The organism is Streptomyces sp. NPDC041968 (assembly GCF_055589025.1).
In genome coordinates this window covers 357,363-384,350 of sequence record NZ_JBVJCB010000006.1, presented here as the reverse complement: position 1 = coordinate 384,350, position 26,988 = coordinate 357,363, and the positions used below count along the sequence as shown (strand labels likewise).

The 26,988-nt window shown below is 71.7% G+C and carries 24 protein-coding genes; 9 read left to right on the top strand and 15 right to left on the bottom strand.

The window, feature by feature from the left end; all coding sequences use genetic code 11:
• Nucleotides 1-528: 528 nt before the first annotated feature.
• The 3 genes from ACZ6EG_RS17660 to ACZ6EG_RS17650 all read left to right on the top strand — a co-directional run bounded on the left by ACZ6EG_RS17660 (nucleotide 529) and on the right by ACZ6EG_RS17650 (nucleotide 4,494).
• Complete coding sequence (locus ACZ6EG_RS17660) at nucleotides 529-1,854, top strand: PhoH family protein (RefSeq protein WP_391969736.1); 1,326 nt, start codon at nucleotides 529-531, stop codon at nucleotides 1,852-1,854.
• 417 nt (nucleotides 1,855-2,271) lie between these two features.
• Nucleotides 2,272-2,967 (top strand): aggregation-promoting factor C-terminal-like domain-containing protein, encoded by a 696-nt coding sequence (locus ACZ6EG_RS17655; protein WP_356604129.1) that lies wholly within the window; start codon nucleotides 2,272-2,274, stop codon nucleotides 2,965-2,967.
• A gap of 150 nt (nucleotides 2,968-3,117) precedes the next feature.
• Nucleotides 3,118-4,494 carry an AI-2E family transporter gene (locus ACZ6EG_RS17650; RefSeq protein WP_391969735.1) on the top strand — a complete coding sequence of 459 codons (1,377 nt, stop codon included), beginning with the start codon at nucleotides 3,118-3,120 and terminating at the stop codon, nucleotides 4,492-4,494.
• A 66-nt stretch (nucleotides 4,495-4,560) separates the two neighbouring features.
• Here ACZ6EG_RS17650 and ACZ6EG_RS17645 read toward each other — a convergent pair whose 3' ends face one another.
• Both ACZ6EG_RS17645 and ACZ6EG_RS17640 read right to left on the bottom strand, forming a co-directional pair.
• Nucleotides 4,561-5,097 (bottom strand): alkyl hydroperoxide reductase, encoded by a 537-nt coding sequence (locus ACZ6EG_RS17645; protein WP_356604133.1) that lies wholly within the window; start codon nucleotides 5,095-5,097, stop codon nucleotides 4,561-4,563.
• A gap of 6 nt (nucleotides 5,098-5,103) precedes the next feature.
• Complete coding sequence (locus tag ACZ6EG_RS17640) at nucleotides 5,104-5,658, bottom strand: peroxiredoxin (RefSeq protein ID WP_356604135.1); 555 nt, start codon at nucleotides 5,656-5,658, stop codon at nucleotides 5,104-5,106.
• A 137-nt stretch (nucleotides 5,659-5,795) separates the two neighbouring features.
• Here ACZ6EG_RS17640 and ACZ6EG_RS17635 point away from each other — a divergent pair, with 137 nt between their 5' ends.
• On the top strand, nucleotides 5,796-6,734 hold the full coding sequence (locus ACZ6EG_RS17635) for a LysR substrate-binding domain-containing protein (protein ID WP_391969734.1): 939 nt from the start codon (nucleotides 5,796-5,798) through the stop codon (nucleotides 6,732-6,734).
• A gap of 83 nt (nucleotides 6,735-6,817) precedes the next feature.
• Here ACZ6EG_RS17635 and ACZ6EG_RS17630 read toward each other — a convergent pair whose 3' ends face one another.
• From ACZ6EG_RS17630 to ACZ6EG_RS17610, 5 genes are all read right to left on the bottom strand, one after another.
• The gene (locus ACZ6EG_RS17630) at nucleotides 6,818-9,160 is read right to left on the bottom strand and encodes an ABC transporter permease (protein WP_391969733.1); all 2,343 of its coding nucleotides are present in this window, start codon (nucleotides 9,158-9,160) and stop codon (nucleotides 6,818-6,820) included.
• The gene (locus tag ACZ6EG_RS17625) at nucleotides 9,157-9,846 is read right to left on the bottom strand and encodes an ABC transporter ATP-binding protein (RefSeq protein WP_356604141.1); all 690 of its coding nucleotides are present in this window, start codon (nucleotides 9,844-9,846) and stop codon (nucleotides 9,157-9,159) included. The genes ACZ6EG_RS17630 and ACZ6EG_RS17625 overlap by 4 nt, the downstream gene beginning before the upstream one ends.
• The gene (locus ACZ6EG_RS17620) at nucleotides 9,843-10,367 is read right to left on the bottom strand and encodes a PadR family transcriptional regulator (protein WP_384701420.1); all 525 of its coding nucleotides are present in this window, start codon (nucleotides 10,365-10,367) and stop codon (nucleotides 9,843-9,845) included. The genes ACZ6EG_RS17625 and ACZ6EG_RS17620 overlap by 4 nt, the downstream gene beginning before the upstream one ends.
• A gap of 163 nt (nucleotides 10,368-10,530) precedes the next feature.
• A complete protein-coding gene (locus ACZ6EG_RS17615; RefSeq protein WP_391969801.1) occupies nucleotides 10,531-10,902 on the bottom strand; it encodes a type II toxin-antitoxin system antitoxin in 372 nt (123 codons plus the stop codon).
• Nucleotides 10,848-11,795 (bottom strand): SPFH domain-containing protein, encoded by a 948-nt coding sequence (locus ACZ6EG_RS17610; protein ID WP_391969732.1) that lies wholly within the window; start codon nucleotides 11,793-11,795, stop codon nucleotides 10,848-10,850. The genes ACZ6EG_RS17615 and ACZ6EG_RS17610 overlap by 55 nt, the downstream gene beginning before the upstream one ends.
• A gap of 292 nt (nucleotides 11,796-12,087) precedes the next feature.
• On the opposite strand from ACZ6EG_RS17610, the gene ACZ6EG_RS17605 reads away from it, so the two are divergent.
• Nucleotides 12,088-14,394: a transglycosylase domain-containing protein gene (locus ACZ6EG_RS17605; RefSeq protein WP_391969731.1), complete on the top strand. Its 2,307-nt coding sequence runs from the start codon at nucleotides 12,088-12,090 to the stop codon at nucleotides 14,392-14,394.
• A gap of 63 nt (nucleotides 14,395-14,457) precedes the next feature.
• On the opposite strand, the gene ACZ6EG_RS17600 is transcribed toward ACZ6EG_RS17605, so the two are convergent.
• The 4 genes from ACZ6EG_RS17600 to ACZ6EG_RS17585 all read right to left on the bottom strand — a co-directional run bounded on the left by ACZ6EG_RS17600 (nucleotide 14,458) and on the right by ACZ6EG_RS17585 (nucleotide 20,774).
• Nucleotides 14,458-16,539, bottom strand: coding sequence for a SpoIIE family protein phosphatase (locus ACZ6EG_RS17600; protein WP_469605431.1), 2,082 nt, complete (start codon nucleotides 16,537-16,539; stop codon nucleotides 14,458-14,460).
• Between the two features lie 283 nt (nucleotides 16,540-16,822).
• Nucleotides 16,823-17,527, bottom strand: coding sequence for a cytidylyl-2-hydroxypropylphosphonate hydrolase (gene fomD / locus ACZ6EG_RS17595; RefSeq protein ID WP_361017738.1), 705 nt, complete (start codon nucleotides 17,525-17,527; stop codon nucleotides 16,823-16,825).
• An 89-nt stretch (nucleotides 17,528-17,616) separates the two neighbouring features.
• Nucleotides 17,617-19,020: a class II fumarate hydratase gene (locus ACZ6EG_RS17590; protein WP_391969729.1), complete on the bottom strand. Its 1,404-nt coding sequence runs from the start codon at nucleotides 19,018-19,020 to the stop codon at nucleotides 17,617-17,619.
• A 77-nt stretch (nucleotides 19,021-19,097) separates the two neighbouring features.
• Nucleotides 19,098-20,774: a fumarate hydratase gene (locus ACZ6EG_RS17585; RefSeq protein ID WP_356604156.1), complete on the bottom strand. Its 1,677-nt coding sequence runs from the start codon at nucleotides 20,772-20,774 to the stop codon at nucleotides 19,098-19,100.
• A gap of 219 nt (nucleotides 20,775-20,993) precedes the next feature.
• Between ACZ6EG_RS17585 and ACZ6EG_RS17580 the strand changes: the two genes are divergently transcribed.
• Together ACZ6EG_RS17580 and ACZ6EG_RS17575 are read left to right on the top strand one after the other, a co-directional pair.
• Nucleotides 20,994-21,698 (top strand): DUF1707 SHOCT-like domain-containing protein, encoded by a 705-nt coding sequence (locus ACZ6EG_RS17580; protein ID WP_391969728.1) that lies wholly within the window; start codon nucleotides 20,994-20,996, stop codon nucleotides 21,696-21,698.
• 104 nt (nucleotides 21,699-21,802) lie between these two features.
• Nucleotides 21,803-22,183 carry a WhiB family transcriptional regulator gene (locus ACZ6EG_RS17575; RefSeq protein WP_356604160.1) on the top strand — a complete coding sequence of 127 codons (381 nt, stop codon included), beginning with the start codon at nucleotides 21,803-21,805 and terminating at the stop codon, nucleotides 22,181-22,183.
• A gap of 191 nt (nucleotides 22,184-22,374) precedes the next feature.
• On the opposite strand, the gene glpX is transcribed toward ACZ6EG_RS17575, so the two are convergent.
• Nucleotides 22,375-23,406 (bottom strand): class II fructose-bisphosphatase, encoded by a 1,032-nt coding sequence (glpX, locus tag ACZ6EG_RS17570; protein ID WP_356604162.1) that lies wholly within the window; start codon nucleotides 23,404-23,406, stop codon nucleotides 22,375-22,377.
• Nucleotides 23,407-23,532: 126 nt separating this feature from the next.
• On the opposite strand from glpX, the gene ACZ6EG_RS17565 reads away from it, so the two are divergent.
• Nucleotides 23,533-24,066: a DUF4245 domain-containing protein gene (locus ACZ6EG_RS17565; protein ID WP_391969727.1), complete on the top strand. Its 534-nt coding sequence runs from the start codon at nucleotides 23,533-23,535 to the stop codon at nucleotides 24,064-24,066.
• Between the two features lie 83 nt (nucleotides 24,067-24,149).
• Here ACZ6EG_RS17565 and ACZ6EG_RS17560 read toward each other — a convergent pair whose 3' ends face one another.
• The gene (locus tag ACZ6EG_RS17560) at nucleotides 24,150-24,740 is read right to left on the bottom strand and encodes a malonic semialdehyde reductase (RefSeq protein ID WP_383648293.1); all 591 of its coding nucleotides are present in this window, start codon (nucleotides 24,738-24,740) and stop codon (nucleotides 24,150-24,152) included.
• A 460-nt stretch (nucleotides 24,741-25,200) separates the two neighbouring features.
• On the opposite strand from ACZ6EG_RS17560, the gene ACZ6EG_RS17555 reads away from it, so the two are divergent.
• Complete coding sequence (locus ACZ6EG_RS17555) at nucleotides 25,201-25,413, top strand: DUF4287 domain-containing protein (protein WP_356604168.1); 213 nt, start codon at nucleotides 25,201-25,203, stop codon at nucleotides 25,411-25,413.
• Nucleotides 25,414-25,473: 60 nt separating this feature from the next.
• Here the strand turns inward: ACZ6EG_RS17555 and ACZ6EG_RS17550 are convergent, their stop codons facing one another.
• The gene (locus ACZ6EG_RS17550) at nucleotides 25,474-25,725 is read right to left on the bottom strand and encodes an exodeoxyribonuclease VII small subunit (protein WP_391969726.1); all 252 of its coding nucleotides are present in this window, start codon (nucleotides 25,723-25,725) and stop codon (nucleotides 25,474-25,476) included.
• A gap of 9 nt (nucleotides 25,726-25,734) precedes the next feature.
• A complete protein-coding gene (gene xseA / locus ACZ6EG_RS17545) occupies nucleotides 25,735-26,943 on the bottom strand; it encodes an exodeoxyribonuclease VII large subunit (protein WP_356604172.1) in 1,209 nt (402 codons plus the stop codon).
• Nucleotides 26,944-26,988 lie beyond the last annotated feature (45 nt).

Sequence of the window (26,988 nt, the reverse complement as noted above, 5' to 3'; positions counted from 1 at the left end):
CTCGCGACGGAATGAGGGCTTCCCTGGCCACTCCGGCGTTGTCGGGCGATTTCGGAGAGTAGTTGTGGCACGCCGATGCGCGCGACATCCCTTACGAAGGGTTATGGTGGAAACCCCCCCTCGGGCCGGTCCGTCTCCCCCCCACGGACCGGCCCGTTTTTTCTGCCTCCCGCGCCCCGGCTCCTCGCGCCGCTCCGTCCCGCTCCGCGCGGGACGCCCGTCATGAGGAGTTCACCGGTGCGTCGTCCTGGGTCGTGGCATGGCGGCGCTCGTTCCCGGGCATAAGCCAAGCAGGTCGACGCCCGAACCACGGGTGTCGGATCTCAGCGGACGGCACGGAGCCGTCCGCCCGGGAGGCCCTTTGCACCAGCCCCACCGTGCGGTCACGGCACGGAAGACGCGGCGGAGGGCCGGTCCGCGGCCCGCGCCAGTGCAGGGCGGTCGTCGATCGGTCGGCTCATTGCAGCGCTCCCGGCCCAGCGTCCACTCCGTCGCTCCCCGACCTCTTCCGAGGGGGTACGTCCTTCCGTGGTGACCAGCACAAAGCGCCACAAGCCAGATAGGCGCACCTACGTTCTCGACACCAGCGTCCTGCTGGCCGACCCGAACGCCCTGAACCGCTTCGACGAGCACGAGGTCGTGCTGCCGATCGTCGTGGTGACGGAGCTGGAGGCGAAAAGGCACCACCCCGAACTCGGCTACTTCGCCCGGCAGGCCCTGCGTCTGCTCGACGAGTTCCGGGTGCGGCACGGCCGCCTCGACGCCCCCATCCCGATCGGGGACCTCGGCGGCACCGTACGTGTCGAGCTCAACCACTCGGACCCCAGCGTGCTGCCCACCGGCTATCGCTTGGGGGACAACGACTCCCGCATCCTCGCGGTCGCCCGCAACCTGCAGGCGGAGGGATTCGACGTCACCGTCGTCTCCAAGGACCTCCCGCTCAGGATCAAGGCGTCCTCCGTCGGCCTGCTCGCCGAGGAGTACCGCGCCGAGCTCGCCATCACGGACGCCTCCGGCTGGACCGGGATGTCCGAACTCACCCTGCCGGGTGAGCAGGTGGACGTGCTCTTCGAGGAGGGCCGGGTCCATGTCCCCGAGGCCGTCGACCTGCCCGTGCACACCGGTCTGACCCTCCAGTCGGAGCGCGGCAAGGCCCTCGGCCGGGTCACGCCCGACGGCGACGTCCGCCTGGTGCGCGGCGACCGGGAGGCGTTCGGCATCAAGGGCCGCAGCGCCGAGCAGCGGATCGCGCTCGACCTGCTCCTCGACCCGGACGTCGGCATCGTGTCGCTGGGCGGCCGGGCCGGCACCGGCAAGTCGGCGCTGGCGCTGTGCGCGGGACTGGAGGCCGTGCTGGAGCGCCGGCAGCACCAGAAGGTGATGGTCTTCCGCCCGCTGTACGCGGTGGGCGGACAGGAGCTGGGCTATCTGCCCGGCTCCGAGGCCGAGAAGATGAGCCCCTGGGCGCAGGCGGTCTTCGACACCCTGTCGGCGGTCACCAGCCGGGAGGTCATCGAAGAGGTGACCGCGCGCGGGATGCTGGAGGTCCTGCCGCTCACCCACATCCGCGGCCGCTCGCTGCACGACGCCTTCGTCATCGTGGACGAGGCCCAGTCGCTGGAGCGGAACGTCCTGCTGACCGTGCTCTCCCGGATCGGGGCCAACTCGCGGGTCGTCCTGACCCACGACGTGGCGCAGCGGGACAACCTGCGGGTCGGGCGGTACGACGGAGTCGTCGCCGTCATCGAGAAGCTGAAGGGGCATCCGCTCTTCGCCCACGTCACCCTGACGCGGTCCGAGAGGTCACAGATCGCGGCACTTGTGACCGAAATGCTGGAGGACGGCCACATCTGAGGAAACAGGTCCCGAGAGGGCCGATTGTGTGACGGTTGGCGCCGTCCGGAAGGCGAAGAGCCTAGCCGGGCGGCGTCGTCGTGTGTGGGGGTTTCCGGAATTCCCCTGGGCCAAACGGGATGTGAGCTTTCACACGCAACACAGAATTGCCTCACCCCGTCGGGTTACGGCAGAGTCTCCTTCCTGTCAGGCCCCGCATACGACTCAGCTGTACCCCCAGCGGTACGGCGCCCCAGAAGCACCAGAGCCAACTCCATAGCAGCGTCGTATGCCGCCCGAGCACCACGCGGCGCTCCCCTCGCGGGAGTTGTCCACCGGGCCCGTGCCTCCCGTGACCCGTAGTTGGGGAGGCCTGCGCCAGGGGCACGATTGCGTCCGCGAGGGTCACCGAAGCGGGCGATGCTGGAAGGAAACCGTGTGAGCCGGATCTCGGTCCGGGGATTCGCAGTGGCCTCGGCCACGGCGGTCACCGCAGTCGGAAGCGTCGTCGGCGTTGCCTCGGGCAGCACCGCGCAGAACAACGACGCGGAGGCGACGGCAGCAGGCACGACGCTGCTCGCGGACATCCCCATGGGCGAGCAGGCGCAGGTGCAGACCGCGTCCCTGACGCAGCAGGCCGACGTACAGGCCATCGCCGCGGACGTGAGCGCCAAGAAGGACGCCGAGGAAGCGGCCCGCAAGGCAGCCGCCGAGACCGCCGTGGCCAAGCAGGAGAAGGCCAAGAAGGCGGCCGAGGAGGCCAAGAAGCGCGAGGCGGAGCAGGAAGCCGCCAGCCGCGACGCCAAGCGCGAGTCGACCAGCTTCGCCGTCCAGAGCTCGTACAGCACCAGCCAGATCCAGGCCATGGCCCGCCAGATGGTGCCGAGCGGCCAGTGGCAGTGCTTCAGCAACATCGTGGACCACGAGTCCAGCTGGAACTACCAGGCGGTCAACCCCTCCTCCGGCGCCTACGGCCTCTTCCAGGCACTGCCGGCGGGCAAGTACTCCTCCGCGGGCGCCGACTGGCGGACCAACCCGGCGACCCAGATCAAGTGGGGCCTCAACTACATGGACAGCCGCTACGGCAGCCCGTGCGACGCCTGGGCGTTCTGGCAGAACAACCACTGGTACTGAGCCCGCCCCGGGAACGGACCCGCTCCGCTCAACCTCGCACAGCCCCTCACCGTCCTACGGTGAGGGGCTTTCGCGTCCCCGCCATGTACGGTCGTGCCGGAACGACTCCAGGGGGGAGTGGTGAGGAGAGACGGGGGAAGAGGACGGATCATGTCGCGAGTGCCAGGGTGGCTCGGCCGGCTCGGCGCCGGGCTGACGCAGATGAGCAAGCGGTTGGACCAGCGCCGCGAGGAAGCGCGGCGCGCGGAGGCCGACGACGGACCGGTGCCGGTCGCCGACCACGCGCCGCCGTCCGCGCCGGACGTGTCGGTGGAGCACCTCGGCCCGCACCAGCAGCTCGTGGTCCAGACCCGCCCCGACCCGGCGCAGGCCGTGCCCTGGGGCGTACGGGTCGCCGCGGAGGCCGGATGGCGGCTGCTGGTCCTCGCGGGCACCGTATGGGTGCTGATGAAAGTCATCAGCGCCGTGCAACTGGTGGTGCTGGCGTTCGTGGCCGCGCTGCTCATCACGGCGCTGCTCCAGCCGACCGTGGCCCGGCTGCGCCGGCACGGGGTGCCCCGGGGGCCGGCCACCGCCCTGACCGCGATCCTCGGGTTCGTCGTGATGGGGCTGATCGGCTGGTTCGTGACCTGGCAGGTCATGGAGAACATCGACAACCTCTCCGACCAGGTCCAGGACGGCATCGACGAGCTGCGCAACTGGCTGCTGAACAGCCCCTTCCACGTCACCGACAAGCAGATCAACGAGATCGCCAAGAACCTGCGCGAGGCGGTCGGCGCCAACACCGACCAGATAACGTCCGCCGGCCTGGAGGGCGTCACGGTCGTCGTCGAGGCGCTCACCGGCATCCTGCTGGCGGCCTTCTCGACGCTCTTCCTGCTCTACGACGGCAAGCGCATCTGGCAGTGGACGCTGAAGCTGGTGCCGGCGGCGGCCCGGCCGGGCGTCGCCGGGGCCGGCCCGCGCGCGTGGCGGACGCTGACGGCGTACGTGCGGGGCACGGTGATCGTGGCGTTGATCGACGCCATCTTCATCGGCCTCGGCATCTACTTCCTGGACGTGCCGATGGCCGTCCCGCTGGCCGTGTTCATCTTCCTGTTCGCCTTCGTGCCGCTCGTCGGCGCGGTGGTGTCCGGCGCGCTCGCGGTCGTCGTGGCGCTGGTGACGCAGGGCGTGTTCGCGGCCGTCATGACCCTCGTGGTGGTGCTGGCGGTGCAGCAGATCGAGGGGCACATCCTCCAGCCGTTCATCCTCGGGCGCGCGGTGCGGGTCCACCCGCTGGCCGTGGTGCTGTCCGTGGCCGCCGGCGGCATGATCGCCGGCATCGGCGGCGCGGTGGTCGCCGTACCGCTGGTGGCGGTGACGAACACGGTCGTGGGCTATCTGCGGGCGTACTCGCGGGAAGCGGCCCTGCGGCAGGCCCCGAAGCCGCACGGGGCGACGTCGACCGACGCGTCCCCGGCGACGGACCACCCGCCGCGGCCCGCCGAGGCCGAGGCGCCGCCGCCGGACACGTCACCGGCGTAGCGACACGCGACGGGCCCCGCCCACCGGATCGGTGAGCGGGGCCCGTGTCGTGTGCGCGGCGCGGGACTACTGCGCGGCCAGCACCGCCTCGGCGTCCAGCGTGACGCCGACGGCCTCGACCACGGCGGCGATCTTGAACGCCTCCTGGATCGTGTCGCGGTCCACACCGGCCTTGCGGAGCACCTGCTCGTGCGAGTCCAGGCACATGCCGCAGCCGTTGATGGCGGACACCGCGAAGGACCACAGCTCGAAGTCGACCTTGTCGACGCCCGGGTTGCCGATGACGTTCATCCGCAGACCGGCGCGCAGGGTGCCGTACTCGTGGTCCGACAGCAGGTGCCGGGTGCGGTAGAAGACGTTGTTCATCGCCATGACGGCGGCGGCCGACTTGGCGGCCTGGTACGCCTCCGGCGACAGGTTCGCCTTCGCCTCCGGCTCCAGCTCACGCAGCACGATGGGGGAGCGCGAGGCGATGGCGGTCGCCAGCACGGTGCCCCACAGCTGCTGCGCCGGGAGGTCGGAGTTGCCGATGACCGAGCCCAGGTTGAGCTTCAGGTCCTTGGCGTAGTCGGGTACAGCGGACTTGAGGGAGTCGAGGGACATCTCGGATCACTCTCCGGAGAGCAGCGCGACCGGGTCGAGGGTCTCGTCGCCCTTGCTCCAGTTGCACGGGCAGAGCTCGTCGGTCTGCAGGGCGTCGAGGACCCGCAGGACCTCCTTGGGGTTACGGCCGACCGAGCCGGCGGTCACCATGGTGAACTGGATCTCGTTGTTCTGGTCCACGATGAACACGGCGCGCTTGGCGAAGCCGTCCTCGCCCTCGATGCCGAGGTCGCGCATCAGCTCGTGCTTGGAGTCCGCCATCATCGGGAACGGCAGGTCCGTCAGGTCCGGGTGGTCCTTGCGCCAGGCGTGGTGCACGAACTCGGAGTCGCCGGAGAAGCCGAGGACCTGGGCGTCGCGGTCGGCGAACTCGTCGTTCAGCTTGCCGAAGGCGGCGATCTCGGTCGGGCACACGAAGGTGAAGTCCTTGGGCCACGCGAAGACGACCTTCCACTGACCCTCGTAGGTCTTGTGGTTGATCTGCTGGAACTCCTTGCCCTTCTCCAGCGAGACGCAGGCGGTCAGATCGAACTCGGGGAACTTGTCACCGACAGTGAGCACGCGCTCTCCAATAGTGCAGCGAAGAAACACCCGGATTGCGGGCGTTTCCCATGGGTTGGACGTTCTTGATGTTGGCACAGGGTGCATTGATTAGTGAAATAGCTACACTCGGTCGAGTTGATCGGAGGTGGCTATTAGTGTCGGGTAAGAAGAGGCAGCCCAGCCTCGCCCAGCTGCGGGCCTTCGCCGCGGTCGCCGAGCATCTGCACTTCCGCGATGCCGCCGCCGCGATCGGGATGAGCCAGCCCGCGCTCTCGGGAGCCGTCTCGGCCCTGGAGGAGACACTCGGTGTCACCCTCCTGGAGCGTACGACGCGCAAGGTGCTGCTCTCGCCCGCGGGTGAGCGGCTCGCCGTGCGGACGAAGGCGGTGCTGGCCGAGGTCGGCGCGCTGCTGGAGGAGGCGGAGGCGGTACGGGCGCCCTTCACGGGGGCGCTGCGCCTCGGGGTCATCCCGACGGTGGCGCCGTACCTGCTGCCCACGGTGCTGCGACTGGTCCACGACCGCTACCCGGCCCTCGACCTCCAGGTGCACGAGGAGCAGACGGCGAGCCTGCTGGAGGGGCTCACGTCCGGCCGTCTCGACCTGCTGCTGCTCGCGGTGCCGCTCGGCGTCCCCGGTGTGACGGAACTCCCGCTCTTCGACGAGGACTTCGTGCTCGTCACCCCCCTCGACCACCCGCTGGGCGGGCGGGAGGGCATCGAGCGCTCGGTGCTGCGCGAACTGAACCTGCTGCTGCTCGACGAGGGGCACTGCCTGCGCGACCAGGCGCTCGACATCTGCCGCGAGGCGGGCCGCGCGGGCGTCCCGGCGACGACCACGGCCGCCGGCCTGTCGACGCTGGTGCAGCTGGTGGCGGGCGGCCTCGGGGTGACGCTGCTGCCGCGCACGGCCGTCCGCGTGGAGACGTCCCGCTCCAGCCAGCTCCTCACCGGCGCCTTCACCGACCCGGCCCCCACCCGCCGCATCGCCCTCGCCATGCGCACGGGTGCGGCCCGCTCCGCGGAGTACGAGGAACTGGCGGGTGCCCTGCGGGAGGCGATGCGCGAGCTGCCGGTGCGGATCGTCACCGGCTGACGCACGCGCCGGCGCCCGTCCCGGCGGCACAGTGGGTGCCGCCGGGACGGGCGCGCGGGCCGGCCCGGGCGGGGACCGCCGGATCACTCCGTCCGCAGGCCCTCCGGGCGCATCAGGCGCAGCAGCGGCGGGAGACTGGCCAGGGTCACCAGCAGGACGACCGCGGCGCCGATACCGGCCATGGCCAGGACGCCGATCCAGTCGACGGAGACCGGTGTGCCCGTCATCTTCAGCAGCACCGTGCCCAGCGTCAGGCCGACCACCGAGGCCAGTACCAGGCCCAGCGTGATCGGGATCGCGGTCTGCCACAGCACCGACAGGCTCAGGGTGCGGCGCCGGGTGCCGAAGGCGACCAGGGACGACAGCAGCTTCCGGCGCTCCCGCAGCTGCTCCAGCTGCGACACCAGCAGACTGGCGCCGATCAGCCCCAGCACGCACGCGGCGCCGACGAACAGGCCGGTGCGGATGGCGTCGAAGCGGCCGCTGCGCTCCGTGGCGGCCCAGACCATCGGGTAGGCCAGCGGGTCCACGGCCGCCGCCGTGTTGCGCACCCGCTCGTGGACGTCCGGCACCGACTCGTCGAGCCTGAGGTAGGCGTGCCCCTCCAGCCCCGGTGCGAGCGACGGGGGCAGCGCCTTCGGCGTGATCAGGAAGCCGCCCCGGTCCGTGCCGGCGAGCAGACCGGCGCGCGGTGCCGCCTCCTTGACGTCCGAGGGCACCTCCCAGGGGATCTCCAGGCTCTTCGGGGAGCCGTCGAAGGACGGGTCGAGGTAGAGCGTCCGCCGGTCCTTCGCCATCGCCGGCACGTCGACGCCGGCGTCCCACTCGGCCCCGCGCACGGCGAACACGTCACCGTCGCGGCACGAGGAGAGCGTCGCGATCGCGCGCAGCGAGGCGCAGTCGCCCACCGTCAGCGTCGTGGAGTCCTCCGGGTTCCGGCGGCGGTCGCCGGCGTAACCCTCGGAGTACGAGAAGACGGCGTCGACGCCCTCGGTCTCCCGGAACTTCGTCGCGGCCGCGGGGACCGGCACCTCGCTCGGCAGGGCCACCTCCATCTGCGCCTGCGTGACGTCCTTGCCCGTGCTCTTGGTGTAGTCGTCGTCCACGCCCGCGAACAGCATCTGGAGCGCGATCGCACCGGCCACCGCCACCGCGATGCCGTTGACCATGCGGGCCGCGGTGCCGCTGCTCAGCTGGAGCCGGCGCACGGCCAGCTGCCAGGACAGCGCGCCGCTGCCGAGCCGGGCGACGACCGTCTCCACGATCCAGGGCAGCAGCGCGGTGACGCCGACGAGCAGCAGGACGACACCGCCGGTCACCAGGTACTGGTTGAAGTCCCCCTGGGAGCGGCCCTGGCCGATCATCGGGTACAGCATCGCCAGTCCGGCCACCGGAAGCAGCAGCCGCCACCACAGGCGCCGCCGTGCGGGCCTGGCCGTACGCACCACGCCGAGCGGTTCGATGACCACCCCGCGCATCGCGAACAGCGTCACCAGCACGGCAGCGGCCGGCACCGCCACCGCCACCAGCAGGGCCAGCAGCGGCGAGGGGTTGAGGTAGCTCGGGAAGACGCTGATGCGGAAGACCTCGGCCGTGCCCGCCAGTTGCCGCCCGACCAGGAAGAAACCGGCGCCGAAGACGAGCCCGAGCACCGCGCCCGCCAGCGCCTCGCCGGCCGCGATCCGCCGGGTCATGCGACTGTCGGACCCCACCAGCCGCAGCGCGGCGAGCCGCCGGTCGCGTCGCTCGCCGCCGAACCGCACGGCCGCGGCGATGAAGACCGCGACCGGCATCAGCAGCACCACGAAGACGACGAGGATCAGCAGCAGGAGGACCGGGTCGGACCGCTCGGTCCCCGGGTCGGGGTCGCCGAAGTGGTCGATGCGGACGACCCGGCCGCCGTCGAGGTGCGGCGCGAGTCCGTCGGCGCCCCGGTAGAAGGCGAGTTCGTGCGAGCCGACCAGCCCGCTCTCCCCGATGGTGCCGGTGATGCGCTCCGGCAGCCGCTCCCGCAGCAGCTTGCCGGCGTCGGAGGCCAGCAGCCGCTCGAGCGCGGGGGAGACCACCATCTCGCCCGGCGCGGGGAACCGGTCCACCCCCGGCGGCAGCGGCGCCCGGGGCCCCTCGGGCTCCAGGGCGCGGCCCCGGACGGAGTCGTCGCGGAAGTCGGTGCCCACCTCGGCGACGATCAGGGTGTCGGCGCCCTTCGGCGGCCGGTCGTCGGTGAACGTGATGTCGGTGCGCGCGGCCTCCCGCTCGTGTCGGACGGCCAGTGCGTTCGGCAGGGCCGTCGTCAGCAGCAGCAGCGCCACGCCGAGCCCGACCCCCACGGCCGTCAGCACGGCCCGGGTCCACCCCTCGCGCCCGCCGGTGACGGTGAAGCGCACGCCCATGGCCAGGTCGCGGGCCCACCGGCGCACGCTCATACGACGCGCTCCATGTCCCGTGACTTCCCGTCCCGTACGACGACCTCGCGGTCGGAGTAGGCGGCCACCCGCGCCTCGTGCGTGACCAGCACGACGGCGGCGTTGGTGGAGCGGGCGGCGTCCGTGAGGAGCTCCATGACCCGCTCGCCGTTCAGGGAGTCCAGCGCGCCGGTCGGCTCGTCGGCGAAGAGCACCCGGGGACCGGTCACCAGCGACCGCGCCACCGCGACCCGCTGCCCCTGGCCGCCGGAGACCTCACCGGGCCGCTTCTTCCTCAGGTCGTCGACCTCCAACCGCTCCATCCAGGTCAGCGCGGCCCGCTCGGCCTCCTTGCGGGAAGCGCCGTTCAGCCGCAGCGGGAGGGCCACGTTCTCCACGCAGGTCAGCTCCGGCACGAGCTGCCCGAACTGGAACACGAACCCGAACTCCGAGCGGCGCAGGGCGCTGCGCTCGGCGTCGTTCATGGCCGACAGCTCGCGCCCGTCGTACGTGATCGTCCCCGAGTCGGGGGGCACGATCCCGGCGAGGCAGTGCAGCAGCGTCGACTTGCCGGACCCGGAGGGGCCCATCACGGCGACGACCTCGCCGGGGTGGATGGAGAACTCGGCGCCGTCGAGGGCGAGGGTCGGACCGTAGGCCTTGCGCAGTTGCTCGGCCGAGAGCAGCGAACCTGCGGGGGGAGTCATCGGGCCACCGCCTCACGGAGCTTGTCGAGGCGCGCCGCGGTGAGTTCCAGCCACCGCAGGTCGGCCTCCAGATGGAACAGGGCGTGGTCGCAGATCAGCTGGTCGGCGAGGTCGCCCTTGCGCTTGCGGTCGGTCAGGATGCGCATGCTGCGCAGGTGCTCCGAGCGCTGCGTGTCGAGGACGTCGGCGGCGTCGCGGTGGGTGAGCAGCGCGAGGACGACCTTGGTGTACAGGGTGGACTGGAGGTACGGCTCGGGCTTCTCCGGGGTGGCGAGCCACCGCTGTACGTCGGTGATCCCCTCCTCGGTGATCGCGTACCGCTTGCGTTCGGGACCGCCGCCCGCCTCGATGCCGTCGACGACGACGAGGCCGTTCTTCAGCAGGCGGGACATCGTCGAGTAGACCTGGCCGTAGTGCAGCGGCCGGTCGTGACCGAACTTCTCGTCGAAGGCGCGCTTCAGGTCGTAGCCGTGGCGCGGCCCGGACTCCAGGAGCCCCAGGAGGGTGTGACCGATGGACATGCCGAGCACTCTACACACGGTGTATACGCGCCATGTATACGCGGTGTGCAGAGTCCGGTGCGGGATGTGCAGGACCGCAGGTCAGGGCCGATTGTCACGGTTCCGTGACGACGGAGGCCGCGCCTCCGCACCCGGTGATGCGAGGGCGCGGCGCGCGGTTTCGTCACGGCGACGGCGTGGTGCCGGGCCCGGGGCCCGTCCCGCCGGGCGGGCGTCCCCGGCGCGGCAGCGGTCCCGCGTCCCCGGGCAGGCGGCCGGCCTCGGCCAGGGCCCTGCGGAGCAGGAACTCGATCTGGGCGTTGGCCGAGCGCAGCTCGTCCCCCGCCCAGCGGGCCAGCGCCTCGTACACCTGCGGGTCCAGCCGCAGCAGCACCTGCTTGCGCTGCTGCGGCCGACGCTTGGGGGCCGGGCCCCCGGACGGCTCGGGCCCCCCGGAGGGCCCGGTCCCCTCGGGCGATGCGGGCCCCTCGGGCGGGGTGGTCACTGGTAGAGCGTCCCCGTGTTCAGGACCGGCTGGGCGGCGCGGTCCCCGCAGAGCACGACCATCAGGTTGGACACCATGGCCGCCTTGCGTTCGTCGTCCAGCACCACGATGTCCTGCTCGCTGATCCGGGCGAGCGCGGCCTCCACCATGCCGACCGCGCCGTCCACGATCTGCCGTCGCGCCGCGACCACCGCGCCGGCCTGCTGCCGCTGGAGCATCGCCGAGGCGATCTCCGGCGCGTACGCGAGGTGCGTGAAGCGGGACTCGATGATCTGCACGCCGGCCGCCTCCACGCGCGCGTGCAGCTCGACGGCGAGCTTCTCGGTGATCTCCTCGGCGTTGCCGCGCAGCGAGAGGCCGTCCTCGTCGTGGGCGTCGTAGGGGTACTCGATCGCGATGTGCCGCACGGCCGCCTCGGTCTGGGTGGAGACGAACTCGATGTAGTCGTCCACCTCGAAGGTGGCCTGCGCGGTGTCCTCCACCCGCCACACCACGACCGCGGCCAGCTCGATCGGGTTGCCGTACGCGTCGTTCACCTTCAGCACGGCCGTCTCGTGGTTGCGCACCCGCGTCGAGATCTTGGTGCGCGAGGTGAGCGGGTTCACCCAGCGCAGTCCGTCCTGCCGGATCGTGCCCCGGTACCGTCCGAAGAGCTGCACCACGCGGGCCTCGCCCGGCGCCACCATGTTCAGCCCGCACATCGCGAGGAACGCGGCCAGCGCGATGACGATGCCGCCGATGATCAGTGCGGCCTTGCCGCCGGTCGAGGCGACCGCGGTCGCGCCGGCGATCAGGCCGGCGCCGACGAGCAGCCCGACCAGCCCCAGCAGCAGCGCGAAGCCGCCGCCGATGCTGTGCGCCTGCGTCTCGCGCACCCGTGGCGCCGGCATCTGCGGCACGTCCGCGGTGACCTGCGGTGCGTCCTGGGTGTGGTGTGCGGACATGGAGGGTCCCCCGTTCCCGCCGGGCGCGCTCGTGCCGCCCGGCGCTGTCGTCTGTCTCTATCGTCTGTCTAGCTAAGTGATATCACTTTACCCTGGATCGGCAACCCTGGGCCCCTCTCGTACGTCGGTTCCTGTGGAGCGGGTGCTGATTCTCACGTCCGTACAAGGGGGGATCGGCGGCCGTTTGTCATACCTCCCGGTGTTAGCTTTCTGAGCTGACCTGAGCGACGAACCTGTGTGACACGTGAGCGAGACGTGCACACGGACGACCGAAGCGGAGCGGATCGGACCCATGGGGCGAGCGGAAGAGAGAAGAGCGCGACAGCGCGGTGGCCGCCGCGCGGCGCCGAAACGCCGCCGTTCGTCGGGCGCGGGCGGGAAGAGCGGCATACGCCGGCTGTTCACCTGGAAGAAGATCCTCGGCACCTTCTTCGGCCTCTGCCTCCTCGGCATGGGCGCCTTCATCGTGCTGTACATGGTGATCGACATCCCCGAGGGGAACGCCGACGCGGAGCTGCAGAGCAACGTCTACAAGTACAGCGACGGCACCATCATGGCCCGGGACGGCGAGCGCAACCGCGAGATCGTCGACCTGGCCAAGATCCCCAAGGACGTCCGGTACACCTTCGTCGCCGCCGAGAACAAGACCTTCTACAAGGACGCGGGCGTCGACCTGAAGGGCACCGCGCGAGGCGTCCTCAACACCCTCTCCGGCAAGGGCGCTCAGGGTGGTTCGACCATCACCCAGCAGTACGTCAAGAACTACTACCTGTCCCAGGAACAGACGGTCTCGCGCAAGCTGAAGGAACTGGTCATCTCCCTGAAGCTGGACCGGGAGAAGTCCAAGGACTACATCCTCGCCGGCTACATCAACACCAGTTACTACGGCCGCGGCGCCTATGGCATCCAGGCCGCCGCCCAGGCCTACTACCGCGTCGACGCCGAGGACCTCACCGTCGAGCAGGGCGCGTACCTCGCCGCGCTGCTCCAGGCGCCCAACCAGTACGACTGGGCGATCGCCAGCGACACCGGCAAGAAGCTGGTCCAGCAGCGCTGGAACTACGTCCTGGACAACATGGTCGAGCAGAAGTGGCTGGACGGCACCGAGCGCCGGGGCATGACGTTCCCGGAGCCCGAGGCGCCCAAGCCGGCCCCCGGGATGGAGGGCCAGACCGGCTACCTGGTCGAGGCGGCCAACGACGCGCTCAGGCAGCGGCTCGTCGAGCAGGGCGCCGCCGAGGACCTGGAGCAGGCGAAGGCCCTGGTCGACCTCGGCGGCTACACCATCACCCTGAACGTCGACAAGAAGAAGCAGGCGGAGCTGGAGAAGGCGGTCAAGGCCAAGCTCACCAGCAAGCTCGACCCCGCCAAGCGCGAGGTCGACGCCGACGTCCAGGCCGGTGCCGTCTCCGTCGACCCGAAGACGGGCGCGGTCGTCGCGATGTACGGCGGCGTCGACTACGTCAAGCACTTCACCAACAACGCCACCCGCGACGACTACCAGCCCGCCTCCACCTTCAAGCCGCTGATCCTCGCCGCGGCCGTCGACCAGGACGCCGAGACGCAGGACGGCGTGCCGATCACGTCCAACACGATGTACGACGGCACGAGCAAGCGCCCCGTGATGGACGGCGACCAGAAGGTCGGCTTCGCGCCCCCGAACGAGGACGACGTCGACTACGGCGACATCACCGTCCAGGAGGCGATGAACAAGTCCGTCAACTCCGTCTTCGCGCAGATGGGCATCGACGTCGGCATGTCCCAGGTCGTGAAGACGGCGGGCGAACTCGGCATGGAGACCGAGGGCATGGAGGCCGTGCCGGCCCAGACCCTGGGCAGCATGGGCGCGAGCCCGCTGGAGATGGCGGGGGTCTACGCCACCCTCGACAACCACGGCAGGAAGGTCACCCCGGCCGTCGTGAAGTCCGTCGAGCACAAGGACCGCACGGTCGAGTTCCCCGACCCGATCGGCGAGCAGGTCATCAGCCGCGAGGCCGCCGACACCGTGACCTCGGTGCTCACCGGCGTGGTCGACGACGGTACGGCCAAGCGGTCCGTACGGGACAACCCGCTGCGCGACGGCCAGCAGGTGGCCGGCAAGACGGGCACGTCCGACTACAACAGGTCGGCCTGGTTCACCGGGTTCACGCCCGGCCTGGTCACCTCGGTCGGCCTGTTCGGCGAGGACGCGAAGACCCACGCCCAGGTCCCGATGTACAAGGCGGGCGGCGTCGACCACCGTGTCAACGGCGGTGGCTTCCCGGCGGAGATCTGGGCCGCGTACACCTTCGGCGTCATGGGCGAGGTCACCGAGTTCGACCTGGAGACCAAGCAGGGCAACGCGGTCGAGCCGAGCGACACGCCCACGCAGAGCGAGTCGCCGACCCGGTCGCCGACCCAGGAGGAGACCTCCGAGGCGCCGGAGACCGAGGCGCCGGAGACCCAGGAGCCGACGACCGAGGCCCCGGAGACCGAGTCGCCGACCCAGTCGCCGTCGCAGTCGCCCTCCAACAGCCCGTCCACCGAGCCGCCGACGGGCGGAACGACCACGGAGCCGGAGGACCCGCTCTTCCCCGACGGGGACCGGCAGGAGCGGTAGCCGACGGCAGGCACGCGAAAGGGCGCCCGGACCCACCGGGCGCCCTTTCCGCGTACCCGGGCCTCAGCCCCGGTTCAGCTCGAACCACACCACCTTGCCGGTGCTCAGCCGCGTCGCGCCCCAGCGCCGGGCCAGCCGGTTCACCAGGTACAGCCCGCGCCCGCCCTCGTCGGTGGCCCGCGCCTGCCGCAGCCGCGGCAGCTGCGGCACGTCGTCGCCGACCTCGCAGCGCAGCACGTCCGTGCGCAGCAGCCGCAGGGTGACCGGCCGGGAGGCGTACCGCACCGCGTTGGTGACGACCTCGCTCACCAGCAGCTCCACGGAGTCCGTGAGGTCCTCCATGCCCCAGCGGGCCAGCGCGCGCCGGGCCAGGCGGCGGGCCCGGCCGGGGGCCGTGTCGTCCGGCTCCAGGAACCAGTACGCCACGTCGCTGGGCGCGATGCCGTCGAAGCGGGCGGCGAGCAGCGCGATGTCGTCGTCCCGGTCGCCCGGCCCGAGCATGTCCAGCACCTCGTCGCACAGGGCTTCGAGGGGAGGCGGATGGTCCGGCCCGGTGAGCTGCGCGGTCGCCGCGAGGCGCTCCCGCAGCTGCTCTATGCCGGTCCAGACGTCCCGCAGGCGGGACTCGACCAGCCCGTCGGTGTAGAGGAGCAGCGTGGCGCCCGCGGGGGCGTCCAGCTCCACCGCCTCGAAGTCCACGCCGCCGACCCCGATCGGGGCGCCCGCGGGCACCCGCAGCACCTCGGCCCGGCCGCCCAGGTGCAGCAGCACGGGCGGCGGGTGACCGGCGTTGGCGATCGTGATGCGGTGCGACACCGGGTCGTACACGGCGTACAGGCAGGTCGCCATGCGGTCGGTGCCCAGGCGCTGGGCCTGCTCGTCGAGGTGGTGCAGCACCTCCTGCGGCGGCAGGTCGAGCCCGGCCAGGGTCTGCGCCGTGGTCCGCAGCTGGCCCATGATGGCGGCCGAGGTCATGGAGTGGCCCATGACGTCGCCGACGACCAGCGCGACCCGGCTGCCGGGCAGCGGGATGGCGTCGTACCAGTCGCCGCCGACCCGCGCCGTCTCCGCGGCCGGCAGGTAGCGGGAGGCCAGCCTGACGCCGGTGCAGCGCGGCAGGTTCTCCGGGAGCATCGTGCGCTGCAGCTCGTCGGCGATGTACGCCTCACGCCCGTACAGCACCGCCTTGTCGATGCCCAGCGCGCTGTGCGTGGCCAGCTGGGCGGCGACCAGCAGGTCGTCGGCCTCGAAGGCGACGCGCTCCGGGCCGCGCAGGAACAGGGCGGCCCCGATCACCCGGCGCCGGCCGCGCAGCGGCGCCAGGATGGCCCGCCGCCCGTCCGGGACGGCGAACTCGCGTCCGTCGCCCAGCAGTTCCGGCAGGGCGGCGAGGGCGGCGGGGCTGTCGGTGAAGACCGGGCGCACCCCGCGCAGCACCTCGGCGAGCGCGCTGCCCGGCCGCACCTCGCACAGCTCGGAGCCGACCGACTCCAGCTCGGAGGGCTCGGGCTGGGCCGCGGGCGTGAACCCGCTCTCGGTGTCCCGCTCGGCCGGTATCCGGTCGGTGCGCCGGAGCCGCAGCACCAGGGGGCCGGTGGGCCGCTCGTCGCCGACCGGGAGCGGCTCGCGCAGATACACGAGGATCGCGTCCGCGAAGGTCGGCACGGTGGCCCGGCACAGCCCCATCACGATCTCGTCCAGGTCCATGCCCCGGGCGATCCGCCGGGTCGCGGCCCCCACGAAGCGCAGCCGGTCGCCGTCCCGCCGCATGGGCGTGGGCCGCCCGGGCACGGTGGGCTGTCCGGTGCGGCGCTCGGGTTCCGCCGGCGCGCCACGGCGCTCCGGGGTCGACGCCCCGGACGGTGTGCCGCCGCCCGGCTGGACGGGGACGCCCTCGGTGGCGGGCCGCGGGCGGAGGGCCTCCGGCTCGACGGACGGCTCGGCGCCCGGCTGGGAGTGCTCGAAGGCACCGGTGCCGGAGGCGGGCGGCGGCTCGCCGGTGCGTCCCTGTGCCGGTAACGCGGCCCCGGGGGCGCGCGGCGGCACGGGGGTACGCAGGAGCGCCCCGCGTGGATCCGCGGGGTCGGCGCCCGTCTGGGGGCGGTCGAAGGAGGTCGGGTGCTCCGTCACGCGTGTCGAATCCATCCGTCCGGGACTGCGCGCGGCGCGTGCAGTTCGTCCCGCAGAAATCCCGATACCCGGAATACGTGCCCCGGGAACGGGATTGCCGCGTGGTCAGGGGCTGTTCCTGTGTCACCGGGGGGCCGTCGGCGGCCCGTGCCCGTCTTGCCCTCGTACCCCTCGCTCACGTCCAGCCGCCCCTCGGTGACGATCGGTCAAGCACAGCGCACGCTCCGCCGGTTGCCGCTGCCGCGCGCCCTTGCGGAGGACGATCCTACGTTTCCTGCCCGGGGGCGCAGCAAGGGTCTCACGAGGACACCTGCGCGGGCGTGCGGTCCCAGTCCCCGGGCAGTGACGGTACCGCCCAGGACGGGTCGGGGCGCCAGTGTTCCCAGCCGTCCGCGTACGGGGTGCCCCAGGCGCGGATCCCCGCCACCGCGGCGCGCCCCGCCCTGCGCACCCGCTCGGCGAGCCCGGCGTCCACCAGCCGGTCCCGCTGGGCCTGCGCGAACTCGTCCTCGTCCCGCCAGTACCAGCTGCGGTCCGGGTGGACGGAGATGTCCAGGAAGTGGTCCTCGGAGTCGACGCCGCCCGCCCAACGGGTCAGCGGTTCCTCCAGGTTCACGTACCAGTTCTTGAACCGCCAGCCCGGGTCCCAGAACAGCCACACCGACCAGGGCTCGCCGGGTCGGGCCAGCTTCAGCACGCCCGTGCCGAACCACCGGTCGCGCTGCACCGTGCGCGGCTTGGTGTAGCGCGAGGCCAGCGGTTCCAGGTGCACGGGCGTGCCGTCGGCGAGCACCGGCTTCACGCACTCGGTGCCGGGCGCCAGCCACACGGCGAGCAGCTCGGCGTCGTCCCGGACGACGGTGACGGGGCGGGCGATGTGGAGGTGCCGGCCGCCGTTCTCCCGGTACCGCCACAGGATGTGGCTCCCCGGCGCCCAGTACTCCGCCCGGGCCGCCGGACCCTTCGCCTCCGCCGCCGCGCTCACCGCTTCACCGTCTGCCATGGACAGATATTAGGTGCCCTGACCACACGACGCGGGGTGATCGCGAAGGGCGTCCGTGAAGGGGGTCCGCGCGCACGGGGAGCGGCCGGTCACGGGCGGGTCATCCGCAGCACGTCCAGGGCCTCGTCCAGCTGCTCGTTCGTCAGGTCGCCGCGCTCGACGTAGCCGCCCTCCAGCACGACCTGACGGATCGTCTTCCGCTCCGCCAGCGCCTTCTTGGCGACCTTGGCGGCCTCCTCGTACCCGATGTACTTGTTGAGCGGGGTGACCACGGAGGGGGAGGACTCGGCGTACTCCCGGGCCCGTTCGCGGTGGGCGACGATGCCGTCCACGGTCCGGTCGGCGAGCAGCCGCGAGACGTTCGCGAGCAGCCGCACCGACTCCAGCACGTTCTTCGCGATGACCGGCAGCATGACGTTGAGTTCGAAGTTCCCGGCCGCTCCGGCCGCGGCCACGGTGGCGTCGTTGCCGGTGACCTGGGCGGCCACCATGAGGACCGCCTCGGGGATCACCGGGTTGACCTTGCCGGGCATGATGGACGAACCCGGCTGGAGGTCGGGCAGGGAGATCTCCGCCAGCCCGGTCCGCGGCCCGGAGGCCATCCACCGCAGGTCGTTGGCGATCTTCGTCAGGCCCACGGCGATGGTCCGCAGCTGCCCGCTGGTCTCCACGATGCCGTCCCGGGCGCCCTGCGCCTCGAAGTGGTCGCGCGCCTCGGTCAGCGGCAGCCCGGTCGCGCGGGCCACCTCCGCGATGACGGCGGCGGAGAAGCCGGGCGGGGTGTTGATGCCGGTGCCGACGGCGGTGCCGCCCAGCGGCAGCTCGGCGAGCCGGGGGAGCGAGGCGTTGAGCCGCTCGACGCCGTACCGCACCTGGGCCGCGTAGCCGCCGAACTCCTGGCCCAGGGTGACGGGCGTGGCGTCCATGAGGTGCGTGCGCCCGGACTTCACGACGTCGCCGAACTCCGCCGCCTTGCGCTCCAGGGCGTCGGCGAGGTGGTCGAGGGCCGGGATCAGGTCACGGGTGACGGCGGCGGTGGCCGCGATGTGGATCGACGAGGGGAAGACGTCGTTGGACGACTGGGAGGCGTTGACGTGGTCGTTGGGGTGCACGTCGCGGCCGAGGCGCTCGGTGGCCAGGGTCGCGAGGACCTCGTTCGCGTTCATGTTGGACGAGGTGCCGGACCCCGTCTGGAACACGTCGACCGGGAAGTGCTCGTCCCACTTCCCCTCGGCGACCTCGCCCGCCGCCTCCTGGATCGCGGCGGCGACGTCCTGGTCCAGGACCCCCAGCTCGGCGTTGACCTTGGCCGCCGCCCCCTTGATCCGCGCGAGCGCCTCGATGTGGGCGCGTTCGATGCGCTGCCCGGAGACCGGGAAGTTCTCCACCGCCCGCTGGGTCTGCGCGCGCCACTTGGCGTGGGCGGGCACCCGCACCTCGCCCATCGAGTCGTGCTCGGTGCGGTACTCGGTCCTGTCCTGCTCGTCGGCCATCGACGATCACCTCCACGTGTCACAGCGTCCGCGCCGGGACCACTGTTCCCCGTGGAGGCGAATCGTCACCGACCGGGTCAGGCGAGTCCGGGGCCGCGTACCGGAATGGACGTGAACGTGGGCGCCGGCGCGGGGTCCTGGAAGAAGTCGTTGCCCTTGTCGTCCACCACGATGAACGCCGGGAAGTCCTCGACCTCGATCTTCCAGACCGCCTCCATGCCGAGCTCCTCGTACTCGACGACCTCGACCTTCTTGATGCAGTCCTGGGCGAGCCGGGCCGCCGGGCCGCCGATGGAGCCGAGGTAGAAGCCGCCGTGCGCGTCGCAGGCGTCGGTGACCTGCTTGCTCCGGTTGCCCTTCGCCAGCATCACCCGGGAGCCGCCCGCCGCCTGGAACTGCTCCACGTAGGAGTCCATCCGCCCGGCGGTGGTCGGACCGAAGGACCCGGAGGCGTACCCCTCGGGCGTCTTCGCCGGACCGGCGTAGTACACCGGGTGGTCCTTCAGGTACTGCGGCATCTCCTCGCCCGCGTCCAGCCGCTCCTTGATCTTGGCGTGCGCGATGTCCCGGGCCACGACCAGCGGGCCGGTGAGGGACAGCCGGGTCTTCACCGGGTACTTGGTCAGCTCGGCGAGGACGGCGTCCATCGGCTGGTTGAGGTCGATCTTCACGACGTCGCCGTCGGCGTCGAGCTGCTCGTCGGTGGTCTCCGGCAGGAACCGCGCCGGGTCGGTCTCCAGCTGCTCCAGGAAGACGCCCTCGGCGGTGATCTTCGCGACGGCCTGGCGGTCGGCGGAGCAGGAGACGGCGATCGCGACCGGGCAGGAGGCCCCGTGTCGCGGGAGGCGCACCACGCGCACGTCGTGGCAGAAGTACTTGCCGCCGAACTGCGCCCCGATGCCGATCTTCTGCGTCAGCTCGAAGACCTTCTCCTCCAGCTCCTTGTCCCGGAAGCCGTGTCCGAGCGCCGAGCCCTCGGCCGGGATCTCGTCCAGGTAGTGCGCGGAGGCGTACTTCGCGGTCTTCAGTGCGTACTCGGCCGACGTGCCGCCGACGACGATCGCCAGGTGGTACGGCGGGCAGGCGGCCGTGCCCAGCGAGCGGATCTTCTCCTCCAGGAACTTCATCATGGAGGACTCGTTCAGGACGGCCTTCGTCTCCTGGTAGAGGAAGCTCTTGTTGGCCGAGCCGCCGCCCTTGGCCATGAACAGGAACTTGTAGGCGCCGCCGTCGGTGGCGTACAGCTCGATCTGGGCCGGGAGGTTGGAGCCGGTGTTCTTCTCGTCCCACATGGTGAGCGGAGCCATCTGCGAGTAGCGCAGGTTCAGGTTCTGGTAGGCGTCGTAGATGCCCCGGCTCAGGGCCTCCTCGTCGCCGCCCGCCGTGAGCACGTTCTGCCCGCGCTTGCCCATGACGATCGCCGTGCCGGTGTCCTGGCACATCGGCAGCACGCCGGCCGCCGCGATGTTCGCGTTCTTCAGCAGGTCCAGGGCGACGAACTTGTCGTTGCCCGAGGCCTCCGGGTCGTCGATGATGCGGCGCAGCTGTGCCAGGTGGGCCGGGCGCAGGTAGTGCTGGATGTCGTGGATCGCCTCTTCGGCCAGCTTGCGCAGCGCCTCGGGCTCCACCTTGAGGAAGGTCCGCCCGTCGGCCTCGAAGGTGGAGACGCCCTCGGAGGTCACCAGCCGGTACGGAGTGGTGTCCTCTCCCTGGGGGAGCAGATCGGTGTACGCGAACTCAGGCATCTCGCCCATTCCTCACTCGACAGACGCGCGGCTGGATTCCACAGCACGACGGCTGGCCTCCATCGGCAGCGTCCACCAGCGTAAAACCTGCCGTCGGCGGCGAGCTTGTGAGGTAAGGCTCAGTAGGCCGGCGCGCGCCCGGGTGGGACGAGTGGAACCGGGGGTGCCTCGCGACAAGGTTGTCCACAGGTCTGGTCGCGATCTATCGCGTTTCGGTACGCTGCTGCCGTGGACCTTCAGAAGCACGACCGACCCCAGACCGCGGCACCGCGCGAGCCCGCCCCGCGCGTCTCCGAGCTGCGCGCCTCGGACGCCGACCGTGACCGCATCGCCGACATGCTGCGCGAGGCCCTCGCCGAGGGGCGTCTCGACGCCGAGGAGCACGCCGAGCGCGTCGAGGGCGTGCTGGCCGCCAAGACGGTCGGCGAGCTGGACGTCTTCGTCCGGGACCTGCCCGCCGGGCACGGAGGGCACACCGCCGCGCCGACCGCGCCCCACCGTCCGGCCGCCGGCACCGTCCCGTCCGACCCGGACGAGAACGTGGTGGCGGTCTTCAGCAGCGCCGTCCGCAAGGGTCGCTTGCGGGCGAGCCGCCGCATCCACGCGTACGCGGTCTTCGGCAGCGTCGAGATAGACCTCAGTGAGGCCGTCTTCGAGCACCAGCAGGTCGTGATCAAGGCGTTCTCCGTCTTCGGCAGCGTCGAGGTGCGCGTCCCGGAGAACGTGTCGCTGCGCGGCGCGGGCGGTGGGGTGCTCGGCAGCTTCGAGGTGGACACGCTCGACGCGGCCGACGCCGCGGCTCCCGTCGTCTATGTCGACGGCTGGGCCGTGCTGGGCTCGATCGAGGCTCGACCGAAGCGTGGCAAGCTCGTCGCGGATCTCCTGGGGCGGGTGCAGCGCAAGGTCGACGAGGGTTTGCGCAAGCACCTGTAGCGCGGCGCGCGCCGCGGTGGGAAACCCAGTGCATAGGCGCGCGCACAGCGGGTAAGCCTTGACGCATCGTCTCTCGCTCGCGAAGCCGTCGTCAGGAGTAGACCGTGCTGCAACCGCCGCATTCGTCCCTGCAGGTCGCTGCCGTTCCGGCCCAGCGGGTGCCCGAGCGGGACAGGGACCAAGACGCTCCCTGGCACACCGAGGCGGTGTGTCGGCGCGACGAGGCCGGACTGTTCTTCGCACCGTCCAAGGAACCCACCGCCGCCCGGCTCTCCCGCGAGGAGGCCGCCAAGCGCGTCTGCGCGCGCTGCCCGGTCATGGTCGAGTGCCGCGAGCACGCCCTGCTCCAGCCCGAGCCCTACGGCGTCTGGGGCGGCCTCACCGCCGCAGAGCGCCGCGTGGTGCTGGCCAGGCGCCGTCGCCGCGACCTCGAACTGAAGAAGACGGCCCGCCCCGCGGCGGACCGCATAGCCGCGGCGGGCTAGCGACCCAGGCATGCGAGAAGGCACCCTCTCCGCACAGAGGGTGCCTTCTCGCATACGCCGGAACCGGCCGGACGCCGAGCGTCGCTCGCCCCCCCAGGGGCGCGGGGAACTGCGCGCCCGGCCACGACGCACCCGCACCCGCCCCACGACACGCACCCCGCTTCAGCACGCGCCCCGCAGAACCGACGGAGTCACTTCGCCCGGTCGAAGTCCACCGCGCTGTAGGCCCGCAGCTTGCTCAGCCGGTGCTCGGAGTCGATCCGCCGCACCGTGCCCGACTTCGACCGCATCACGATCGAGTCGGTCGTGGCCGTCTCGGACCGGTAGCGCACCCCGCGCAGCAGCTCGCCGTCGGTGATGCCGGTCGCGACGAAGAAGACGTTGTCCCCGGAGACCAGGTCGTCGGTGGTCAGCACCCGGTCCAGGTCGTGGCCGGCGTCGACCGCGCGCTGCCGCTCCTCGTCGTCCTTGGGCCACAGCTTGCCCTGGATGGTGCCGCCCAGGCACTTCACCGCACAGGCCGAGATGATGCCCTCCGGCGTGCCGCCCACCCCGAGCAGCAGGTCGATGCCGGTGCCCTCGCGGAGCGCCAGGATGGAGCCGGCCACGTCGCCGTCGGAGATCAGCTTGATGCGGGCGCCCGTCTCCCGGACCTCCTTGATGAGCCCCTGGTGCCGGGGCCGGTCGAGGATGACGACGGTGACGTCCTCGGGGGTGCGCCGCTTGGCCTTGGCGATGCGGCGGATGTTCACGGACACCGGCGCGTTGATGTCGACGAAGTCGGCGGCCTCGGGCCCGGTGACCAGCTTGTCCATGTAGAAGACGGCCGACGGGTCGAACATGGAGCCCCGCTCGGCGGCGGCCAGCACCGCGATGGCGTTGGTCATGCCCTTGGCGGTCAGCGTGGTGCCGTCGATCGGGTCGACGGCGATGTCGACCTCGGCCCCGGTCCCGTCCCCGACCCGCTCTCCGTTGAAGAGCATCGGGGCCTCGTCCTTCTCGCCCTCGCCGATGACGACGACGCCGTTCATCGAGACGGTGGAGACGAGGGTGCGCATGGCGCGCACCGCGGCACCGTCGGCGCCGTTCTTGTCACCGCGCCCGACCCAGCGGCCGGCGGCCATCGCCGCGGCCTCGGTGACCCGGACGAGTTCCAGGGCGAGGTTGCGGTCGGGAGCCTCTGAGGGGACGTCCAGTTCGGACGGCAGATGATGCTCGGTCATCGGAGCGCACCTTTCTGATACGACGACGGCCGGATGAGGGTATGGCCATGACTCTATCGTCAGTCCGACAAAATGAGCAGGGGACCCCACGTATGAGCACGCCAGGCACCTGCGACGATAGAGGGCGTGGCAGGAATGAGTGGCAAGCAGAAGTCGGCCCGGGACATGATCCTCTCCCTCGGGCTCATCGTGCTCGCGGCGGGCGTCATCTGGATCTTCATCCCGCACGAAGACGGAGAACCCCCGGTCAAGCGGGTCGACTACCGGGTCGAGCTGCTCACCGCGCAGCGCGCCGCGTCGTACCCGGTGGCGGCGCCCCAGGGCCTCTCCGAGGACTGGAAGGCGACCTCCGTGCGCTTCAAGGGCGATGACTTCGACGCCTGGCACCTGGGCTTCCGTGCCCCGGACGGCGAGTACGTGGCGGTCGAGCAGTCCACGAAGAAGGCGGCCACCTTCATCGAGGACGCCAGTCAGGGTGCGCGGGCGACCGAGCGGACCGAGGAGATCGGTGGCCGGACCTGGACCCGGTACACGGGCGGCCGGTACGACGCGCTGGTGCTCCAGGGTGCTGACGACATGAAGGGCGCGACGACGGTCGTGGCCGGCACGGGCTCGTTCGACCAGCTCTCCAGGATGGCGGCGGCGCTGAAGCTGGCCTGAGCCCCCGGCTCGCCGGCGTACGACGAAGCCCCCCGGTGCACCACCGGGGGGCTTCGTCACGCGTCGGGTGACGGGGGGCGTTCTCAGACCGTGGTGACGACCTCGTCGTACGCCAGGCGCGGGGAGCGCGGGAACCAGGCGTCCGGGCCCGGGCGGCCGATGTTCACCACCATCAGCGGGGTGTGGTCGTCGTCCAGGAACTCCTTGCGGACGCCCTCGAAGTCGAGGCCGGTCATCGGCCCGGCGGCCAGACCCGCGGCGCGCACGCCGACGATGAAGTACGCGGCCTGCAGGGCGGCGTTCAGCAGGGCGGCGCCCTCGCGCGCCGGGCGCTCGCTGAAGAAGGCGTCCTTGGCCTGCGGGAAGTGCGGGAAGAGCTGCGGCAGCTCCTCGTGGAACTCGTTGTCCGCCGAGAGGATCGCCACCAGCGGAGCGGCGGCCGTCTTGGGCCGGTTGCCCTCGGCCATGTGCTGGACGAGGCGCTCGCGGGCCTCGGGGGAGCGGACCAGCGTGATGCGCAGCGGCGACTGGTTGAAGGCGGTCGGGCCGTACTTGACCAGGTCGTAGATCGCCTGGACCTGCTCGTCGGTCACCGGCTCGTCGGTGAAGGTGTTCGCGGTGCGGGCCTCGCGGAACAGCAGGTCCTGGGCGGCGGGGTCAAGAACGAGAGACATGGCTGATCTTCCTCGGGGTGTGCGTCGGCGCTCCGCGCGGAGCGGTGGGAGCCGTTGACGGGGCGACGCTACGGGAAAGAAGTTCAAGGTTCAACCAAAATTGGCATGCGGTGATCCGCTTCACATCGCCGCCGGGGTGAAGCGCGCCGGGCTCGGCGTGCTCACCGGCACGGACCGGCCCCGGCCGACGTCCACCACGTATCCGCCGCCTACCGTCCGATCGCCGCCGCCGACTGGACCACCTACCGCCTGAGCCTCACGCCGAGCGGCTGGGGGAGCGCGCCGGTGCCGGTGCCCCCGAAGGCGCCGGCCCGAAGGTGCCCTGGACCCGCTTCGCGGCGCTGGAGGTGAGGTGAGGTGACGCAGGTCACTCCGGCGGCCGGATGACTTCTCCCCCGGGCGCGGGTCTCACACGGTGGTAGAACGCCTCGCACACTCGGACCGCTTGGAGCGCATCGACATGACCGCCGCCGTGAAGGGGCCCGCCTCCTATTTCCCGTCGATCGAGAAGAAGTACGGCCGCCCGGTCGCGGAGTGGAAGGAAATGATCCGCTCCTCTCCGCTCGGCAAGCACATGGAACTCGTCGCCTGGCTCAAGACCGAGCACGGCCTGGGCCACGGGCACGCCAACGCGCTGGTGGCGCACACCCTGGCCGAGGACACGCGGAAGTAGGCCGCGCGCCCACGGCGACGGGGACCGGCGGCCGCCCTCCCGCGGGGCGCCGGCCGCCGCCTAGCGGTCGGCGTCCTCGTCGTCCGCCCCGGCCTCCTCGGCGAGCGCCGCGTCGAGGCGGGCCCGGGCGCCGTCCAGCCAGCGGCGGCAGACCTTCGCCAGCTCCTCGCCCCGCTCCCACAGCGCGAGGGACTCCTCCAGCGTCGTACCGCCGGCCTCCAGCCGCCGTACGACCTCGATCAGCTCGTCCCGCGCCTGCTCGTACCCGAGCGCCTCGGCCACGGCCGTCGGCTGCTCCACCTCGCTGGTCATCCACCCACCCTATGCGTCGACTCGTACGGAGAAATCACCCTCGGACACGCGTGCGCGCAGCGTCTCGCCCGGCTCCACCTCGCCGGGGTCCCGGACGGCGTGGCCGTCGGCCCGCTGGAGCACCGCGTACCCGCGCTTGAGGGTCGCGGCGGGGGAGAGGGCCACCACGCGCGCGTGCGTGTGCGCCAGCTCCGAACGGGCCCGGTCGAGCTGGTGCCCGAGGGAGCGGCGGCCCCGCTCCAGCAGGGCCGTCACCTGGTCGGCCCGCTCGTCGATCATCCGGTGCGGATCCTGTATCGACGGCCGGGCCAGGGCGTGGGCCAGCCCCCGCTCCTCCCGGTCGACGTACGCCGCCACGCAGCGCCGGGCGCGGTCCCGGAGCTGGCGCACCCGCTCGTACTCCTCGCCGACGTCCGGCACGACCTTCTTCGCGGCGTCGGTCGGCGTGGAGGCCCGCAGGTCGGCGACGTGGTCAAGAAGCGGATTGTCCGGCTCGTGGCCGATCGCCGAGACGACCGGGGTACGGCAGGCGGCGACCGCCCGCACCAGCTGCTCGTCGGAGAACGGCAGCAGATCCTCCACGCTGCCCCCGCCCCGCGCAACGACGATCACATCGACGTCGTCCATCGCGTCCAGCTCCTTCACCGCCTGCGTCACCTGCGGCACGGCGTGCACGCCCTGCACGGGGACGTTGCGCACCTCGAAGCGGACGGCCGGCCAGCGGTGCCGGGCGTTCTCCAGGACGTCCCGCTCGGCCGCCGAGGCCCGGCCGCAGACCAGGCCGATGAGCTGCGGCAGGAACGGCAGCGACTTCTTCCGCTCGGGCGCGAAGAGCCCTTCCCGCGCGAGGGTCTTCTTCAGCTGCTCCAGGCGCGCCAGCAGCTCCCCCACGCCCACCGGCTTGATCTCGGCGGCCCGCAGCGACAGCTGTCCCCGCGGCGCGTACCACTCCGGCTTCGCCTGGACGACGACCCGCGCGCCCTCACCCACCACGTCCGCCACCGCGTCGAACACCTGCCGGTAGCAGGTCACGCTCACGGAGATGTCGTACGACGGGTCGCGCAGCGTCAGGAACACGACGCCCGCGCCGGGCCGCCGCGACAACTGGGTGATCTGCCCCTCGACCCACACCGCGCCGAGGCGGTCGATCCAGCCTCCGATCAGGCGTGACACCTCGCCGACGGGCAGCGGGCTTTCGGGGGTCGAGTGGACAGCCATGCGCCCGAGCGTAGCGGCCGGGTCCGACAACGCGGCCCGCCGACG

Bases quoted from the DNA above. Each gene is read 5' to 3' on its own strand.
- ACZ6EG_RS17560 (WP_383648293.1), bottom strand. From the start codon at position 24,740: ATGTCTCTCGTTCTTGACCCCGCCGCCCAGGACCTGCTGTTCCGCGAG.
- glpX (WP_356604162.1), bottom strand. From the start codon at position 23,406: ATGACCGAGCATCATCTGCCGTCCGAACTGGACGTCCCCTCAGAGGCT.
- ACZ6EG_RS17550 (WP_391969726.1), bottom strand. From the start codon at position 25,725: ATGACCAGCGAGGTGGAGCAGCCGACGGCCGTGGCCGAGGCGCTCGGG.
- fomD (WP_361017738.1), bottom strand. From the start codon at position 17,527: ATGGCAGACGGTGAAGCGGTGAGCGCGGCGGCGGAGGCGAAGGGTCCG.
- ACZ6EG_RS17605 (WP_391969731.1), top strand. From the start codon at position 12,088: ATGGGGCGAGCGGAAGAGAGAAGAGCGCGACAGCGCGGTGGCCGCCGC.
- ACZ6EG_RS17650 (WP_391969735.1), top strand. From the start codon at position 3,118: ATGTCGCGAGTGCCAGGGTGGCTCGGCCGGCTCGGCGCCGGGCTGACG.
- ACZ6EG_RS17620 (WP_384701420.1), bottom strand. From the start codon at position 10,367: ATGTCCATCGGTCACACCCTCCTGGGGCTCCTGGAGTCCGGGCCGCGC.
- ACZ6EG_RS17585 (WP_356604156.1), bottom strand. From the start codon at position 20,774: ATGGGCGAGATGCCTGAGTTCGCGTACACCGATCTGCTCCCCCAGGGA.
- ACZ6EG_RS17630 (WP_391969733.1), bottom strand. From the start codon at position 9,160: ATGAGCGTGCGCCGGTGGGCCCGCGACCTGGCCATGGGCGTGCGCTTC.
- ACZ6EG_RS17625 (WP_356604141.1), bottom strand. From the start codon at position 9,846: ATGACTCCCCCCGCAGGTTCGCTGCTCTCGGCCGAGCAACTGCGCAAG.
- ACZ6EG_RS17555 (WP_356604168.1), top strand. From the start codon at position 25,201: ATGACCGCCGCCGTGAAGGGGCCCGCCTCCTATTTCCCGTCGATCGAG.
- xseA (WP_356604172.1), bottom strand. From the start codon at position 26,943: ATGGCTGTCCACTCGACCCCCGAAAGCCCGCTGCCCGTCGGCGAGGTG.
- ACZ6EG_RS17645 (WP_356604133.1), bottom strand. From the start codon at position 5,097: ATGTCCCTCGACTCCCTCAAGTCCGCTGTACCCGACTACGCCAAGGAC.
- ACZ6EG_RS17610 (WP_391969732.1), bottom strand. From the start codon at position 11,795: ATGTCCGCACACCACACCCAGGACGCACCGCAGGTCACCGCGGACGTG.
- ACZ6EG_RS17590 (WP_391969729.1), bottom strand. From the start codon at position 19,020: ATGGCCGACGAGCAGGACAGGACCGAGTACCGCACCGAGCACGACTCG.
- ACZ6EG_RS17600 (WP_469605431.1), bottom strand. From the start codon at position 16,539: ATGGATTCGACACGCGTGACGGAGCACCCGACCTCCTTCGACCGCCCC.